This is a genomic window from Erwinia pyri, from assembly GCF_030758455.1.
GTDB lineage: Bacteria > Pseudomonadota > Gammaproteobacteria > Enterobacterales > Enterobacteriaceae > Erwinia > Erwinia pyri.
In genome coordinates this window covers 911,737-928,194 of record NZ_CP132353.1, presented here as the reverse complement: position 1 = coordinate 928,194, position 16,458 = coordinate 911,737, and the positions used below count along the sequence as shown (strand labels likewise).

Here is a 16,458-nt window from a genome sequence, read left to right as displayed (position 1 = left end):
TCATTATTCTGCATGGCGCAGGCGGGACCACTGGCGTTTGGTAGCCCGGCTGGCGCGATCGAGGTAGAGGTACACCACCGGCGTGGTGAACAGGGTTAACAGCTGGCTCAGTGCCAGGCCACCGGCAATGGCCAGCCCCAGCGGGCTGCGCAGATCGGCATCGCCGCCGCTGCCCAGCGCCAGCGGCAGGGCGCCGAAAAAGGCCGCCAGCGTGGTCATCATAATCGGGCGGAACCGCATCAGGCAGGCCTGGGTAATCGCCTGCTGCGGCGACAGCCCCTGGTTGCGTTCGGCGGCCAGCGCAAAGTCGATCATCATAATGGCGTTCTTTTTCACAATGCCGATCAGCAACAAAATGCCGATCAGCGCAATCACCGTCAGCTGTGTATGGGTCAGCAAGAGCAGCAGCAACGCCCCTACGCCTGCGGAAGGCAGCGTGGAAAGGATGGTCAGCGGATGGATATAGCTCTCATACAGCACCCCCAGCACGATATAAACAGCAGCCAGCGCGGCCAGAATCAGCCAGGGCATGGAAGCGGTGAGCTCGGCGAACGCCTTCGCGGTCCCCTGGAATCCGGCCTGAATGGTCTCCGGCAGGGCAATTTTTGCCATCGCTGTTTTGATCAACGATTGCGCCTGCTCCAGCGAAACGCCATCCACCAGGTTAAAGGCGATGGTGCTGGTTGCCGACTGCCCCTGATGCGCCACAGAGAGCGGCGAGTTGCCGCCGCTGAAGCTGGCGAACGCTGAAACCGGCACCTGGTCCCCCTGGTCGTTGACCACGAACATTTTTCGCAGCATTTCCGGATCGCGGGTGTAAGCATCCTGCAATGACATCACCACGTGATACTGGTTAAGCGTTTTATAGAGCGTGGCGACCTGACGCTGCGCAAAAGCGTTGTTCAGCAGGGTATCGAGCATCTCCACATCAACCCCCAGCCGTTTTGCCCGGTCGCGATCGATGTTGATCATCACTTCCTGCCCGCCGGTTTGCGAGTCAGAGTCGACGCTGGTCAGCTGCGGGATCGCCTCCAGCGCCGCTTTTACCTTCGGCGTCCAGATCCGCAGCGTGTCGAGGTCGTCGGCCTGCAGGCTGTACTGGTAAGAGGCGTTGGCGCTGCGGCCGCCGATATGAATATCCTGAGCAGCCATCAAAAACAGCTGTACGCCAGGAACAGTGACGGCTTTGCCACTGAGCCGGTTCGCTACCTCGGTTGCCGTGGCGTCACGCTTATCGAACTCTTTCAGATGCACAAAGAAGTTCGCGCTGTTGCGGGAGCCAAAGGCCCCGCTGCCCATTGAGGACATGACGCCATCCACAGCCGGGTCCTGTTCGATCATCTTCGCAAATTGTTGCAGTTTCGGCTTCATCGCCTGGAAAGAGACGTTTTGATCGGCGCGCAGCATGCCCATCAGCAGGCCGGTATCCTGATTCGGGAAAAAGCCCTTCTGCACCACCGAATAGAGAAACAGATTAAGGATAACCGTCAGGATCAGGCTGAACAGCGTCAGCCGCTGATGGCGCATCACCCAGTTCAGCGCCGAAGCATAGGCCGCCAGCAGGCGATTCAGGCCATTTTCAATCCACTGGTAAACCGGATGGGGCCGCCTGGCGGGCCTGCGCTTCAGCAGCCGCGAACAGAGCATCGGCGTCAGGCTCAAGGAAACCAGCATTGAGATAATCAGCGATACCGTCAGCGTTACCGCGAACTCGCGGAACAGGCGTCCGACAATGCTGCCCATCAGCAGAATGGGGATAAAGACCGCCACCAGCGACAGGGTCATCGACAGGACGGTGAAACTCACCTCGTGCGCGCCTTTCAGCGAAGCGCGCACCGGGCTCAGTCCCTCTTCGATATAGCGGGTGATATTCTCCAGCACCACAATTGCGTCATCGACTACAAAGCCGGTGGCGATAATCAGCGCCATCAGCGACAGGTTATCCAGGCTGTAGCCCAGCAGGTACATTACGCTACAGGTTCCCACCAGCGACACCGGCAGCGCCAGCGCGGGGATCAGCACCGCCTGCACGTTGCGCAGGAAGATGAATACCACCGTAATCACCAGCAGCACGGCGATCAGCAGCGTCTCTTCCGTGTCATACAACGAGGCACGCACGTTGGGCGATCGGTCAACGACAATCTTCAGCGCCACGTCCGCAGGCAGCTCTTTCTCAAGCGCAGGGAGCTGCGCTTTGATGGCGTCGATGGTTTCCAGCATATTGGCGCCCGCCTGGCGGGTTACGCCAATCATCACCGATGGCGTCTGGTTGTAAAATCCCACGTTGTACTTATCTTCAACCGAGTCATAGACCGTGGCGACGTCGCTGAGGTGGATTGCCTTGCCATCCTGGTAGCTGACTATCAGCTTTGCGTACTGAGTGGCCTGTTCAAGCTGGCCGTTACCGTCCACCACCCAGGATTGACGATCGCCCTGCAGCATGCCCTTTGGCAGATTGGTGGTGCTGTTGGCGATAGCTTCGCGCACCTTGTCCAGCGAAACGCCAAAGTGGGTCAGCTTCTGTGGCTGCAGGTCGATCCTGACCGCAGGCAGCGCGCTGCCCATCAGCGAGACGTCACCCACGCCCTTCACCTGCGCAATTTTCTGGTCGATTTTGCTGTCGGCGATATCATAAAGCTCGCCTTTGCTGCGGGTGGTTGAGGTCAGCGCCAGCATAACGATCGGCGCATCGGAAGGATTCGCCTTACGGTAGGTCGGCAGCGAAGCCATGCCGCTGGGCAGCAGGCTGCGGGCGGCATTGATCGCCGCCTGAACATCACGCGCGGCCCCGTTGATGTCACGGCTCAACTCAAACTGCAGAATAATGTTGCTGGAACCCTGTGAACTGCTGGAGGTCATTTCGCTGATGCCCGCAATCTGACCCAGCGATCGCTCCAGCGGCGTGGCTACCGTCGCCGCCATGGTTTCCGGGCTGGCGCCTGCCAGGCTGGCGGAGACCATGATGGTGGGAAAGTCGACCTGCGGCAGCGGCGCCACCGGCAAAAGGCGGTAGCTTAAAGCGCCCAGCAGCAGCAATGCCAGCGTCAATAGCAGCGTGGCGACGGGCCGGAAGATAAACAGGCGAGTGATATTCATCCGCGCGCCTTACGCAGCCTGCGTCGGGTGCCTTCTGCCAGACGATCGAACCAGAGGTAGATAACCGGCGTGGAGAACAGCGTCAGTACCTGACTGAAGATCAGACCGCCCACAATCACCAGCCCCAGCGGTTGACGCAGCTCGGCCCCGGAACCAGAAGCGAGCATTAGCGGCAGCGCCCCGAGCAGCGCGGCCATGGTGGTCATCAGGATCGGCCGGAAGCGCAGCAGGCAGGCCTGATGGATCGCCTCACGCGGGCTGAGATGCTGCGTTTTCTCCGCCTCCAGCGCAAAATCGATCATCATAATGGCGTTCTTTTTCACAATGCCAATCAGCAGGATCACCCCAATCAGCGCAATCAGGCTGAACTCGGTTCCCGCCAGCAGCAGCGTCAGTAAGGCGCCAACAGCGGCAGAAGGCAGCGTAGAGAGAATGGTTACCGGATGGATAAAGCTCTCATAGAGAATACCCAGCACCACATACATGGTGAGCAGTGCGGCCAGGATCAGCCACAGAGTATTGCTGGTAGCGCTCTGGAACGCCGCCGTCTCACCCTGATAGCGCAGCGTGATGCTGGCGGGCAGCGCCAGGCTCTGCTGCGTTTCCGCTATCGCTTTTTGCGCCTCCTCCAGCGAGTAGCCGTGGTTCAGGTTGAAGGAGACCGTGACTGCCGGAAACTGGTTCAGCCGCATATGGGTCAGCGATCCGATCCGCTGATGGATTTTTGCAATGGATGTCAGCTTCACCATGCCTGCTGTGCTCGCCGCTTCCGCTGAACTGCTGTCGCTGGTGCTGCCGGACGAACTGCTGGTGCTGGTGCTGGTGGAAGTGCTGGCCGGGGCAAGATAAATATCATCAAACGACGCCGGAGAGCGCTGATATTTCGGCGCCACTTCCAGCACCACACGATACTGGTTCGACTGGGTGAAAATAGTGGAGACCAGCCGCTGACCAAACGCGTTATAGAGCGCAGTATCGACGTCAGCAGCGGTAATGCCGTAGCGCGCTGCCGCCTCACGGTTCAGCTCAACATAAGCCACCTGCCCCTGATCCTGCAGATTGCTGACCACCGAGCTGAACTCCGGCCGTTTTTTCAGCGCCGCCACCAGCTTTGGCGACCAGGTGACCAGATTTTCGCTCTCCGCGTCGTCCAGCGAGAACTGATACTGATCCGGTGTCACCTGATCGTTAACGGTAAGATCCTGCGAAGCCTGCAGGTAAAGCTGGATGCCCGGCACGTTCTGCGTTGCCTGCTGCAGTTCGGCAATAATGGTCGCGGCGCGCTCATCACGCTCGTCAAAGGCGCGCAGGTTAATCTCTATCCGTCCGCTGTTCAGGCTGGTATTGGTGCCATCAATGCCGATAGTAGAGGAGAGACTCGCGACCGCCGGGTTTTTCAGCACGATAGCGGCGAGCTGCTGCTGGCGCTTCGCCATCTCGCTGAAGGAGACATCCTGAGACGCCACGGTTATGCCCTGAATCAGGCCGGTATCCTGCGAAGGAAAGAAGCCTTTCGGAACCACCACATACAGCAGGCCAGTAAAGATCAGCGTTGCCAGCGCCACCAGCAGGGTCAGACGCTGATGGTTAAGGACCAGGGTCAGCAGCCGATCGTAGCCTGCAATCAGCCTGTCGAAAACCTGCCCGCCCTTACGGTAAAAGCGGCTCTGACGCTCTTGCGGAATATGGCGCAGCAGAGAGGCGCAAAGCATCGGCGTCAGCGTCAGTGAAACCACCATCGACACCAGAATCGATACGGCAAGAGTGATGGCAAATTCGCGGAACAGCCGTCCTACCACGTCCCCCATAAACAGCAGCGGGATCAGTACCGCAATCAGCGAGAAGGTCAGGGAGATAATGGTGAAGCCAATCTGCGCAGAGCCGTTCAGCGCCGCCTGCATTGGCGTTTCACCCTGCTCCAGCCGTCGGGAGATGTTCTCCACCACCACGATGGCGTCATCAATAACAAAGCCGGTGGCAATGGTCAGCGCCATCAGCGACAGATTATTGAGGCTGAAGCCAGCCAGATACATCACGCCAAAGGTACCGACCAGCGACAGCGGTACGGCAATGCTCGGGATTAACGTGGCAGCGACGTTGCGCAGGAACAGGAAGGTCACCATCACCACCAGCGCTATCGACAGCATCAGCTCAAACTGTACGTCGCTTATAGAGGCGCGGATCGTCTGGGTCCGATCGGAAAGAATCTGCACCTTTACGCCATCTGGCAGTGCGGCCTGCAGCGTGGGCAGCTGCGCCTTGATCGCGTCCACCACGGAGATAACGTTAGCGCCAGGCTGGCGCTGTACGCTAATCACAATCGCCGGAGAACGGTTGGCCCAGGCGGATTGAAAGATATTCTCCGCCGCCTGCTCAATATGGGCGATATCGTGCAGCCTCAGCGCCGCGCCATCCTGGTAAGTCAGGATCAGGTTGCCGTACTCTTCCGCGGTGCGCAGCTGATCGTTAGCGTCGATGGTGACGGAGTGATACTGCCCGTCAAAGCCCCCTTTCGATCCGTTGACGTTGCTGTTGCCGATCAGCGTGTTGACCTCCTCCAGCGTCAGGCCATGCGCCGCCAGCGCTTTCGGATCTACCTGCACGCGAATAGCGGGCTGGTGCCCGCCCGCCAGCGTCACCATGCCGACGCCGGAGATCTGCGACAGCTTCAACGCGATGCGCGTGTTAACCAGATCCTGCACTTTGACCAGCGGCAGCGTATCTGAACTCGCCGCCAGAGTGATCACCGCCGTGTCGGCCGGATTCACCTTCTTATAGGTTGGCGGATTTGGCAGGTCGGAAGGGAGCAGGTTGTCAGCCGCATTGATGGCAGCCTGCACCTCCTGTTCGGCCACGTCCAGCGACAGATCCAGGGAGAACTTCAGGGTGATAACCGACGAGCCTCCCGAGCTGCTGGAGGCCATCTGGCTCAACCCCGCCATCTGCCCAAGCTGGCGCTCCAGCGGGGCCGTCACCGAAGAAGCCATGACGTCCGGGCTGGCACCCGGATAGAGCGTGGTGACCTGAATGGTGGGATAGTCCACCTGCGGCAGCGCCGAGGTGGAGAGAAAACGGTAAGCGAAAATGCCGGAAAGTAATACCGCCACCATCAGCAGGATCGTGGCAACCGGACGCTCGATAAAAATGCGCGAAGGATTCATTGCCCTTTCGCGCTCACGCTGGCGGCTTTGGTCTCAGAGTCGCTGATAACGGTCACTTTGCTGCCGTTGCTCAGCCGGTCGATCCCTTCCGTTACCACCTGCTCGCCCGCGCTGACGCCGGAGAGAATGGCCTGCTGCGTCTCGCCCAGCGTCGGCCCGGTTTTGACCGCTTTGCGCGTCACGCTCTTATCTTTGTTGATCACATAAACAAAGCTGCCGTCGCTGCTGAGCTGCAGCGCCTGCGCCGGGATTACCAATGCCTGTTTCAGCGTGCCGGTCTGCAGGCGCAGGTTCACAAACTGATTGGGGTAGAGCGCCTCATCCTGGTTGGCAAACAGCGCCTTAAGCTCCACCGTGCCGGTGCTGGTGTCGATCTGGTTGCTGATAAACTGCACGCTGCCCTGCGCCAGCTCATTGTCGCCATCCTGATCGAACGCGGTAGCAGGCAGGCTCTGGCCGTTGTGCAGCGATTTCAACAGGGTGGGAATATTATTCTGCGGCACGCTGAAGGTCACGGCAGCAGGCTGGGTCTGGGTAACAGTGACAATGCCGGTGGTGTCAGAGCTGTGCACCATATTGCCTGCATCCACCAGCCGTAACCCGGTGCGACCACTGATGGGTGAGGTGATGCGGGAGAACTCAATGTTCAGCTTAGCGGCAGCAATCTGCGCCTCATCTGCTTTTACGGCACCGCTATACTGGCCTACGGTAGCGATCTGGCTCTCCAGATCCTGACGTGAAAGCGAGTCCTGGGCAAACAGCTTACGGTAGCGGGCCAGCGTCAGGCTGGCGCTTTTCAGCAGCGCCTGGTTCTGATTCAGGTCGCCCTGATACTGCCCCAGCGTCGCCTGATAACTGCGCGGATCGATCTGCGCCAGAAGCTGCCCCGCCTCAACTTTTTCTCCTTCAGTGAAAAAGATCTTCATTAACTGCCCATCCACCCGACTGGTAACCGTGACCGTGGCAGTGGGGATAACCGTGCCCAGCGCAGTCAGGTAAACAGGAACATCAGCCGTGGTAACCTGTCCGGCATGCACCGGTGTTGCTGCGCCGGAGATCATGCCCGGGCCGCCTGGCCCACCAGGACCGCCCATACCGCCAGGGCCGCCGGAGTGACTGCTGCCGTGGGGCCAGAAACGCCAGAGCAGCAGCGCCACAAGAATGACCAGGATCAGTAAAAGGATTTTTTTACGTCGGGAAGATGGGGCTTGCTTAATGGTTGAGGTCATGAGGCTCTGTTGAGTCAGGTGAGGATGCAACGAGGGCGCCAGCCCCCGCCTGAAAAAGGTCAGGCCAGTTTACCTGGCCCGGGGCTATTATGGGTGAGAGCGCTGATTAAATTCCATCCGCATAGCGTAAGGATTCCGTAAGGAAATCAGGGAATTCGTGATTTTCACTACAGCTTAGTGGCTGTCCGGGGAAGTAACCCGGCAAAGCGTTTTCTGGCGGGGAATCAGCCTGCCTGCCCGCCCTGTAAGGCGAGAACAGCAGGCGGTCTCAGGGAAAAGTTATCCGCTGTGCGTGGAATAAAGCGCATCAGGCGCCACGTTCATATGCTTCAACACCGGGCCAATGATATTGCCAAATACCGGCGCGGCTACCGAGCCACCAAAGTGGTCGCCCGCCGTCGGGTGGTTGATCATGATCACCAGCGCCACCTGCGGATTGCTGGCTGGCGCCACGCCGGCGGTATAGTTAATATAACCTCCGTCATATTTACCGCTGTCGCCCATCTTCTCTGCCGTACCCGTTTTGATCGCCAGCCGGTAGCCCGGCACGGCGGCACGCACCCCGCTCCCGCCAGGCAGCGCATCGCTCTCCATCATATGCACCACGGAGCGGACGGTATCTTCGTCAGCCACGCGTTTACCTATTACTGGCGGCGTCACCTTGGTGATCGACAGCGGACGATAAATACCAAACGAGCCCAGCGTGGCGTACTCACGGGCAATTTGCAGCGGCGTAACGCGCAGGCCATAGCCAAAGGAGAAGGTGGCGCGCTCGATATCGGCCCAGCGCTCGCGGTGCAGCGGGAAGTACCCCACGCTCTCGCCGGTGAGTCCCAGGCCGGTGGGTTTGCCCAGCCCGAACGAGCTGAACGTGTTTACCAGCACTTCCGCAGGCATCGCCAGGGCGATGTGGGAAACGCCGATGTCGCTCGATTTCTGCAAAATACCGGTCATGGTCAGGCGCGGCCAGTGGCCCACGTCACGGATAAGATGGCCGTTAACGCGATAAGGTGTGGTATCCAGCACGGAATCGGGTCTGACCAGCTTACGCACCAGCCCTTCCATCACCACCAGCGGCTTCACGGTGGAGCCTGGCTCGTAGCTGTCGTTGATCGCCGTATTCCGCATCTGGTTGGGCGAGACGTTGACGAAATTGTTCGGGTTAAAGGAGGGATAAGAGGCCATCCCCAGGATCTCGCCGGTATCAATTTTAATCAGCACGGCGGCGCCAGAATCCGCTTTGTTTAACAAAACGCCTTCGCGCAGCTTCGAGTACATCGTGTACTGATCGAATTTATCGATACTGAGCTGGACGGTTGGCGGCTGGCGCGGCGGTTCATAATTGATCATCGCCACGATGTTGCCGTGCGCATCCTGCCGGTATTTCTCCACGCCCGGCGTGCCCTGCAGCACTTTATCAAAGCCTTTCTCCAGCCCGGTTAAGCCGGTGTTATCCGCGCCCACGATGCCCAGCAGCGGGCCGGTAGCGTCGCTCATCGGATAGAAACGGCTGTCATCATAAACGGTAGAGATGCCGGTGAGATGTAATTTGGCAATGTCTTTGGCGATCCCCAGCTCAATTTTGCGCCCCAGATAGAGAAAGCGGCGATTGGGGTTAGCATTAATCTGTTGGGCAATCTGCTCCGGGCGCTGGTCAAGCGCATTGGCCAGATATTCCCATTTCGCGCTGGTGAAATCGGGATGGGCTTCCAGCACGCGTTGCGGATCGGCGATGATATCCCGCGAAGGCACGCTCAGCGCCAGCGCTTCACCATTTCTGTCGAGCAGCGTTCCCCGGTTAGTGGGAAGAGTAACGGTGCGCAGCGAGCGCTCATCCGCCTCCTTCTCCAGCATAGGGTGGTTTATCAGCTGCAGATCCCCTACCCGCGCCAGCAGCACCACCAGACAGCCGAATACGCCGAGACAGATCAGACGGAAACGAAAAGGATGAAAAGGTGATTTAGCCTGGTCTTTTGCGAGCAGTTTCTTTAAGCGGGACATGGATCTTCTACTGGAGTAAGCGGGATAACTGTCTGGGGGTTATACAAAAAATGCGGGGGAGATAACAGGGAAACTGTGTTTCAGATCGTGATTGAGGCGGCATCACCAGGCGACGATAAGCGGCTTATTCCCTGCTAATTCATCAAGTTATTGCTGGCCCGCTCTTTTTCAGGCAAAAAAAACCTGCGCATCTGCGCAGGTCGGTGAAACAAAGCATAAATACTTTTTGATGTTCACCCATCAATACCTCTGGGACTTAGACTTTAGCAATCTGCCGCCAATCCCCGCCAGCCTCTATTCGCAACAGTTACCCGCAAAATGTAACCAGCCATGTGATTCTTATGCACTTTTGCAATCTTTCGCCTTTTTGATCTCCACCAGACAGCTCATGGCGTTCGGCCCCTGCGTCAGCGAGGAGGTGCCAATGTCCAGCGTAAGCACGTTAGGATTTCCGGCGCGATCGTAGGGTCTCCACGCTTTACCAAAGCCCGGATCAAACCAGGCACCGGTAGAGATCAGCACCACGCCTGAGGTGACCCCCTGAGTCAGGCGGACGCCAGCCAGCATCCGGCCACGATCGTTACTGACCTCAATCACATCGCCATCCGCGATGCCACGCGGCGCGGCATCGTCGGGATGCATCCAGAGCGTTTCGTGCCCGGCGGTTTTGTTAGCCTGCACGGAAGGGGTGGCGTCCATCTGGCTGTGCAGCCGGTCGGCGGGCTGAATGGAGATCATATGCAGCGGGAAGCGCTGGCTCACCTCTGCTCCCAGCCACTCTTTTGGCGGCTGCCATTCTGGATGAGGCGCAAAGTCTGGCAGCTGATAGCCCGCGATAGTTTCACTGAACAGCTCAATTTTTCCGCTGGCGGTTTTGATCGGATTCGCTACGGGATCCGCCCGGAAATCTTCCATAAAGATAAAGGGCTTATCACCCTCGGGCACCTCGACAAATCCCTCTTCCCAGAACTGCCGGAACTCGGGCCAGTGGAGGCCTTTGCGCTGATGGGCAACGGCGCACTGCTGATAAAGATGTTCAATCCACTGCGCTTCGTTGCGATTTTCCGTAAAGGTGTCGCGGTAGCCGAGCCGTTCGGCCAGATCGGCAAAGATATCGAAGTCGTTACGCGCCTGATGCTGAGGCGGGATCGCCTGATGCATCGCCAGCACAAAGCGGTCGCGCGAGGAGCCGCCAATATCATTACGCTCAAGCGAGGTGGTGACCGGCAAAACGATGTCCGCCATCTGCGCGGCTGGCGTCCAGACAATATCCTGGACGATCACCGTATCGGGACGCTGCCACCCCTCAACCAGCCGGTTCAGCTGCTGATGGTGGTGGAACGGATTGCCGCCAGCCCAGTGGATAAGATGAATATCGGGATAGGTGTGCGTCTGCCCCTGGAAAGTATAGGGCTCGCCCGGATGGAGCAGCATATCGCTGATGCGTGCCACCGGAATGGCCCGATCCGCAATCGGGTTCACGCCGGCAGACATCATCGGCGCAGGCCCTTCCACACGCGGGTTGCCCACGCTGTTCATCGACCCGTGGCCAAAGGAGAAGCCCGCGCCCGGCAGGCCCGGCTGCCCGAGCATCGAGGAGAGCGCAATCATCATCCAGTAAGGCTGTTCGCCACGGTGAGCACGCTGGACCGAGTAGGAACAGGTAATAAAGCTGCGTTTGCCGATCAGCTGTTTTGCCAGCTGTGCAATGCGCAAGGCCGGAATGCCGGTAATCTCGCTGGCCCACTGCGGCGTTTTCGCTATGCCGTCGCTTTCACCCAGCAGATAGCTGCGCAGCTGGGGGTAGCCCACGCAGTGGGAGTGCAGAAACGCGCTGTCTGCGGCGTTCAGACGCTCGATTTCAAAGCCCAGCGCCAGCATCAGCGCCACGTCGGTATTCGGGCGAATGGGGATCCACTCCGCATTCACAAATTCCGGGCAGTCATCACGCATCGGGCTGATATTAATCACCGGCGTGTTTTTCGCGGCCAGCTCAAGCAGAGCGGGCTTCAGGCTGTGCTGCCCCGCCCCGCCGGAAGCGACCTGGCTGTTTTTCAGCGCCAGTCCGCCAAACGCGATAAAGATTTCGCAGTGCTCCACCACACCTGGCCAGTCGGTGACTCGGCCCGTCAGCGGCATATAGGTGCCGATAACATACGGCAGGAAGAACTGCGCGGCGCCCCAGCTGTAGTTGCCCAACTGGTCAATACCGCCGCCGCCGTTGAAGTAGAAGCGGCGGATTAACGTTCGCGCATGGTTCACCCGCCCTGCCGACGACCAGCCATAAGATCCATTGAAAATAGCGGCAGGGCCATAGCGGTCACGCACCCGACGGTTCTCTTCTGCCACCAGATCCAGCGCCGTCTCCCAGTCCACCGCCACAAAGTCTTCACGCCCACGCAGCGTGCGATCGCTCTTCTCGCGGGATTTGAGCCAGGAGCGACGCACCATTGGCTGGCGGATACGCTTGTCTGAATAGACCAGCTCGGGAATGGTGTTGAGCATCGGCGACGGGTCGCGATCGGCGAAAAAGGGTTCACAACGGCGCAGTTTTCCCTCTTCGACTACGGCGGTGAAGGCGCCCCAATGGGCAAGGTGCGGCACTCTTTTAACGGTCATATAGCGGTCCGGCAGGCAAAATATTTTCTGGAAGGCCAGCATAGCCTTTTTTGGCAAAGCTGAATATATCCGCCCGGCCCGCCAAGCCAGAATGGGCTGAATTCTCCAGCTTTGCGACACCGCTGGCATTCTGTGTGCTTGAAGTAACAGGGAATTTCCGCAACACTGAACAGCTATGTAAACGCTTACCCTGGAAGGCAGTAACAATGGCCACTATTAAGGATGTTGCCAGGCTCGCGGGCGTTTCCGTGGCAACGGTATCCCGCGTTATTAATAACTCGCCCAAAGCGAGCGAGAACTCACGCCTGGCCGTTAACAGCGCTATGGAACAGCTGCAATACCATCCTAATGCCAATGCCCGCGCCCTTGCGCAACAATCGACCGAAACGATGGGGCTGGTAGTGGGCGACGTTTCCGATCCCTTTTTCGGCGCTTTGGTGAAAGCGGTTGAACAAGTTGCTTATGAGACCGGCAACTTTTTACTGATTGGTAACGGTTACCATAACGAGCACAAAGAGCGTCAGGCTATCGAGCAACTGATCCGCCATCGCTGCGGCGCGCTGGTGGTCCATGCCAAAAAGATCCCCGATGCGGAACTGATCTCGCTGATGAAACAGATCCCCGGCATGGTGCTGATTAACCGCGCCCTGCCCGGCTTTGAAAAGCGCTGTATTGCGCTGGATGACCGCTACGGTTCATGGCTGGCTACCCGCCATTTGATCCAGCAAGGGCATCAGAATATCGCCTTTATCTGCTCCACTCACCCTATCTCCGATACGGAAGATCGGCTGCAGGGCTATTATGACGCGCTGAAAGAGCACAATCTGCCCTGTAATGACCGGCTGGTGGCGCTGGGAGAGCCGGATGAAGTGGGCGGAGAGCAGGCGATGACCGAACTGCTGGGGCGCGGTAAGCAGTTCACCGCCGTCGCCTGCTATAACGACTCCATGGCCGCCGGTGCGCTGGCCGTGTTAAGCGATAATGGGGTGATCGTGCCGGAAGAGATGTCGCTGATTGGCTTTGATGACGTGCTGGTTTCGCGCTATGTGCGCCCGCGTCTGACCACGGTTCGCTACCCGATCGTGACCATGGCGCAGCAGGCTGCCGTACTGGCGCTGGCGCTGGCCAATGAGCAGCCGCTGCCGGAAATCACTAATATGTTCAGCCCGACGCTGGTTCGTCGCCATTCGGTAGGTTCGCCAGGCAATTAGTTACCCTCCGCTGCACAGGCGGGCAGTTATCCGTTCAGGGGATCGCCATGGAATCACGCTTCCAGATGCCGGTGATAAAGCCGTACAGATTTATCCGGGTAGTCCATCGCATCGCCGATATAGCGCCAGCCGAAGCGCTCGTAATAGTCCGCGCATTCTGAATAGAGATAGAGAGTGGGATAGCCGCGCAGGCGGCATTCCGCTATCACCGTTTGCTGCAGCTGTTCGCTCAGCCCCTCTCCCCGATAGCTTTCATCCACATAGAGTGCAGCCAGCCAGGGGAACAGATCCTGACGGCTGATCAGATCGCAGCGCCAGAGCCCTACCGTGCCCGCCACGCGATCGCCCTCAAGCGCAACCCAGGTAAGTGGAAACTCAGCTTCGCTCAGGCTGGCGCGCAGAATGCTGGCAAAAAATGGCCGGCTGTTCTCTGTACCAAACGCGTTGGTCAGCCACTCCGTCACCGTCTCAACGTGCTGAAGGGCCATGCTCAGCGGCACAATATGAAACGCTCTCACACCAGTTTGCCCTGGAAGATCGGCACCGACTCAAACAGATAACCATCAAAGTCGGGCGCATCTGCATCAGAGAGTTCAAGCAAAGAGTTTTTGACGTTCTCAAGGTGCTGCCACATCGCCTGCCAGGATCCCATCACGTCGCGGCGGCGCAGGGCCGCCAGGATAGTTTGATGATCGCCAAGCCATTTCAGCCGGTAGCTGCGGGTTTCAATATGGCTGCGCAGCTGCTGCCACAGCGGGCTGGTTTCGTGGTGACGCCAGATGCTGGTTACCGTATCAAGCAGCATCTGGTTTTGCGTTGCGCCCGCCAGCAGCAGATGGAACATTTTGTCGTTGTCCTGACTCGCATCGTTGATCGCTATCGCTTTCTGCTCCTGCTCCAGGATGCGCTTCAGGTTTTCAATATCCGCTTTGGTGGCCATTTTAGCGGCAAAGGCGGCGATATTGCTCTCCAGCAGTTGGCGCGCCTGCAGCATTTCAAACGGGCCTACGTCGCTACGGAAAAATGCTTCCTCCTCGTCGCTGCTCTCTGAGGGGATGCGCATCACGTAGACGCCGGAACTCTGGCGGATATCTACCGTGCCTTCCAGCTCCAGCATCAACAGCGCCTCCCGCACGATAGTCCGGCTGACTCCCCAGGTTTCGGCAATATTTCGCTCGGGGGGCAGGCGCGAGCCTACGGGGTAGTTGCCATCGATAATTTGTTGACGCAGATGCTGTCCGATTTCCTGATACTGCTTTTTCTCTTGACCAGCCGCGCCCTTTTCCACGTCTTCACCCTTAGCTCGTTAATGATAATCTCGCCGGCCACGCCGCCTTCCCGACCGGAGCCAGAATCTGACCCGCGTCGGCGAGTTAATCCGCCTAGTTTAACAAAGCCAGCGCCTGATCGAGTACTTTTGCTCCATTCAACGTGCCGTAGGCCAGCGTATCAATCACCGCCAGCGGGATCTGATAGCTGTCGGTGAGCTTTCGGTTCTCTTCCAGCTTGAAGCGAACCTGCGGCCCCAGCAGCACTACCACCACGTCGTTACCGTAGTTTTGCAGCTCATCCCGCAAATTTTGCTCCGGGATAGCGTAGATCTGATACTCAAGACCGCGCGCTACCGCCTCTTTTTCCATCCGCGTGACCACCATCGAGGTGGACATGCCTGCGGCGCAGGCCAGCACAATACGTTTCATCGCTTTTCCTTATTTGATTTCATCATCAAGAGTGAGGGTTAACTCCCGGCTGTCACGCCGTTCGCGGTACCAGTAAGCTGACTTTTTCATCCGCCGCTGGCGCTGGTTATCCAGATCGATCTCAATCAAACCATAACGATTTTTGAAGGCGTTCATGGGCGAGACGTTGTCGGTAAAGGCCCAGAGCATATAGCCCTGACAGTTAGCGCCTGCTTCACGCGCTTTCAACGTCTGGTAGAGGTGCTCGGCAATGAAAGCGATGCGGTAGTCATCCTGAATTTCGCCGCTGGCATCTTTAAACTGCGCCTCGTTTTCAATGCCCATGCCGCTCTCTGCGACAAACCAGGGGATGTTGCCGTACTCATTTTTGATCCGCATCGCCATGTCATAAATGATGCCGGGCTGGATCTCCCACCCGCGCGATTTGTTCATTCGCCGCCCCGGCAGCTCGAAAGGCTCATAATAATAAGCGGGATGGAAAGGGGTCTCGGGGTGCCAGGCGCGGGAAGGCGCTTTTACCCGATGCGGGTAGTAAAGATTGATGCCCACCTCATCCACCCGATAGCGGGCGATAAGCTGCAGCTCTTCGTCGCTGTATTCCCAGTGGACCTGGTGCTTCTCAAGCAGCGCCAGCAGCTCTGCGGGATACTCCCCTTTGATCGCCGGATCAAGGAAGACACGGTTGTAAAAGAGATCGTACCGCTCTGCCGCCTGCACATCATGAGGGGCGCTGGAGCGGGGAAAGGTCACTTCAGGATTCAGAATGGTTCCTACCGTGCCGGGGTAGCCCCGCTCACGAAACAATTTAACGACTTTGGCGGTCGCCAGATTTTTGTGATGGTTCCACTGCATCCACGTTGTGGTGTTCTGTTCATAAGGCCAGCGCAGCGCATCCAGGTAAATCCGGGTTTGCACCACCACCGGCTCGTTAAAGGTAAACCAGCGGGTCACTTTATCCCCATAGCGTGCAAACACTTTTTCCGCATAGCGCAGATAAAGCTCAACGACATGCTTTGAGCCCCATCCGCCATAGCGCTCCAGCAGCACGGCGGGGAGTTCGTAATGCTCCAGGCAAAGCATCAGCTCAATGCCCTGGGCGTGCATTTCAGCGATCAGCGCATCGTAATAGCTCGCGTACTCCTCATCCACGATCGCGTTTTCATAATCGGTTAAAAACCGTGACCAGTTAATGGAGGTCCGATAGTGCGTCAGCCCGGCAGCCTTCATCAGCGCCACATCTTCCCGATAACGATTGATAAAATCTGTTGCCACTCCGGGCCCAAAGCCCTCATGCCAGACGTGGCGATCGTTCTTGTACCAGGCGTCAGGCCAGGAATCCTGTCCCTCTTTTTTGCCACTCCAGCCTTCGGTCTGCCAGGCGGAGGCGGCTGCACCGAGGATAAAGTCCTGCGGGATAGCGATGGTAACCTTACTCATTGTG

General features: G+C 58.2%; 10 protein-coding genes. 1 reads left to right on the top strand and 9 read right to left on the bottom strand.

Annotated elements, in window-relative coordinates; all coding sequences use genetic code 11:
• Positions 1-3 precede the first annotated feature (3 nt).
• The 5 genes from Q3V30_RS04385 to Q3V30_RS04365 form a co-directional block, all read right to left on the bottom strand.
• A complete protein-coding gene (locus Q3V30_RS04385; RefSeq protein ID WP_306210833.1) occupies positions 4-3,096 on the bottom strand; it encodes a multidrug efflux RND transporter permease subunit in 3,093 nt (1,030 codons plus the stop codon).
• Positions 3,093-6,257 (bottom strand): multidrug efflux RND transporter permease subunit, encoded by a 3,165-nt coding sequence (locus tag Q3V30_RS04380; protein WP_306210830.1) that lies wholly within the window; start codon positions 6,255-6,257, stop codon positions 3,093-3,095. The genes Q3V30_RS04385 and Q3V30_RS04380 overlap by 4 nt, the downstream gene beginning before the upstream one ends.
• Positions 6,254-7,486 (bottom strand): MdtA/MuxA family multidrug efflux RND transporter periplasmic adaptor subunit, encoded by a 1,233-nt coding sequence (locus tag Q3V30_RS04375; RefSeq protein ID WP_306210829.1) that lies wholly within the window; start codon positions 7,484-7,486, stop codon positions 6,254-6,256. The genes Q3V30_RS04380 and Q3V30_RS04375 overlap by 4 nt, the downstream gene beginning before the upstream one ends.
• 279 nt (positions 7,487-7,765) lie before the next feature.
• Complete coding sequence (locus Q3V30_RS04370; protein ID WP_306210827.1) at positions 7,766-9,487, bottom strand: penicillin-binding transpeptidase domain-containing protein; 1,722 nt, start codon at positions 9,485-9,487, stop codon at positions 7,766-7,768.
• Positions 9,488-9,826: 339 nt separating this feature from the next.
• Positions 9,827-12,106 (bottom strand): molybdopterin guanine dinucleotide-containing S/N-oxide reductase, encoded by a 2,280-nt coding sequence (locus Q3V30_RS04365; RefSeq protein ID WP_306210825.1) that lies wholly within the window; start codon positions 12,104-12,106, stop codon positions 9,827-9,829.
• A 206-nt stretch (positions 12,107-12,312) separates the two neighbouring features.
• On the opposite strand from Q3V30_RS04365, the gene galR reads away from it, so the two are divergent.
• Positions 12,313-13,317 carry an HTH-type transcriptional regulator GalR gene (galR, locus tag Q3V30_RS04360; RefSeq protein WP_306210823.1) on the top strand — a complete coding sequence of 335 codons (1,005 nt, stop codon included), beginning with the start codon at positions 12,313-12,315 and terminating at the stop codon, positions 13,315-13,317.
• A gap of 53 nt (positions 13,318-13,370) precedes the next feature.
• On the opposite strand, the gene Q3V30_RS04355 is transcribed toward galR, so the two are convergent.
• The 4 genes from Q3V30_RS04355 to Q3V30_RS04340 all read right to left on the bottom strand — a co-directional run bounded on the left by Q3V30_RS04355 (position 13,371) and on the right by Q3V30_RS04340 (position 16,454).
• A complete protein-coding gene (locus tag Q3V30_RS04355; protein WP_306213067.1) occupies positions 13,371-13,805 on the bottom strand; it encodes a GNAT family N-acetyltransferase in 435 nt (144 codons plus the stop codon).
• Between the two features lie 26 nt (positions 13,806-13,831).
• The gene (locus Q3V30_RS04350; protein ID WP_306210821.1) at positions 13,832-14,605 is read right to left on the bottom strand and encodes an FCD domain-containing protein; all 774 of its coding nucleotides are present in this window, start codon (positions 14,603-14,605) and stop codon (positions 13,832-13,834) included.
• Between the two features lie 94 nt (positions 14,606-14,699).
• Positions 14,700-15,017, bottom strand: coding sequence for a PTS sugar transporter subunit IIB (locus tag Q3V30_RS04345; RefSeq protein WP_306210819.1), 318 nt, complete (start codon positions 15,015-15,017; stop codon positions 14,700-14,702).
• A gap of 9 nt (positions 15,018-15,026) precedes the next feature.
• Entirely contained in the window at positions 15,027-16,454 is a 1,428-nt protein-coding gene (locus Q3V30_RS04340) for a glycoside hydrolase family 1 protein (RefSeq protein WP_306210817.1), read from the bottom strand.
• Positions 16,455-16,458: the final 4 nt, after the last annotated feature.

Excerpts from the sequence above, each read along its gene's own strand:
- Q3V30_RS04375 (WP_306210829.1), bottom strand. The coding sequence starts at position 7,486 with ATGACCTCAACCATTAAGCAAGCCCCATCTTCCCGACGTAAAAAAATC.
- Q3V30_RS04370 (WP_306210827.1), bottom strand. The coding sequence starts at position 9,487 with ATGTCCCGCTTAAAGAAACTGCTCGCAAAAGACCAGGCTAAATCACCT.
- galR (WP_306210823.1), top strand. The coding sequence starts at position 12,313 with ATGGCCACTATTAAGGATGTTGCCAGGCTCGCGGGCGTTTCCGTGGCA.
- Q3V30_RS04355 (WP_306213067.1), bottom strand. The coding sequence starts at position 13,805 with ATGGCCCTTCAGCACGTTGAGACGGTGACGGAGTGGCTGACCAACGCG.
- Q3V30_RS04340 (WP_306210817.1), bottom strand. The coding sequence starts at position 16,454 with ATGAGTAAGGTTACCATCGCTATCCCGCAGGACTTTATCCTCGGTGCA.
- Q3V30_RS04345 (WP_306210819.1), bottom strand. The coding sequence starts at position 15,017 with ATGAAACGTATTGTGCTGGCCTGCGCCGCAGGCATGTCCACCTCGATG.
- Q3V30_RS04380 (WP_306210830.1), bottom strand. The coding sequence starts at position 6,257 with ATGAATCCTTCGCGCATTTTTATCGAGCGTCCGGTTGCCACGATCCTG.
- Q3V30_RS04365 (WP_306210825.1), bottom strand. The coding sequence starts at position 12,106 with ATGACCGTTAAAAGAGTGCCGCACCTTGCCCATTGGGGCGCCTTCACC.
- Q3V30_RS04385 (WP_306210833.1), bottom strand. The coding sequence starts at position 3,096 with ATGAATATCACTCGCCTGTTTATCTTCCGGCCCGTCGCCACGCTGCTA.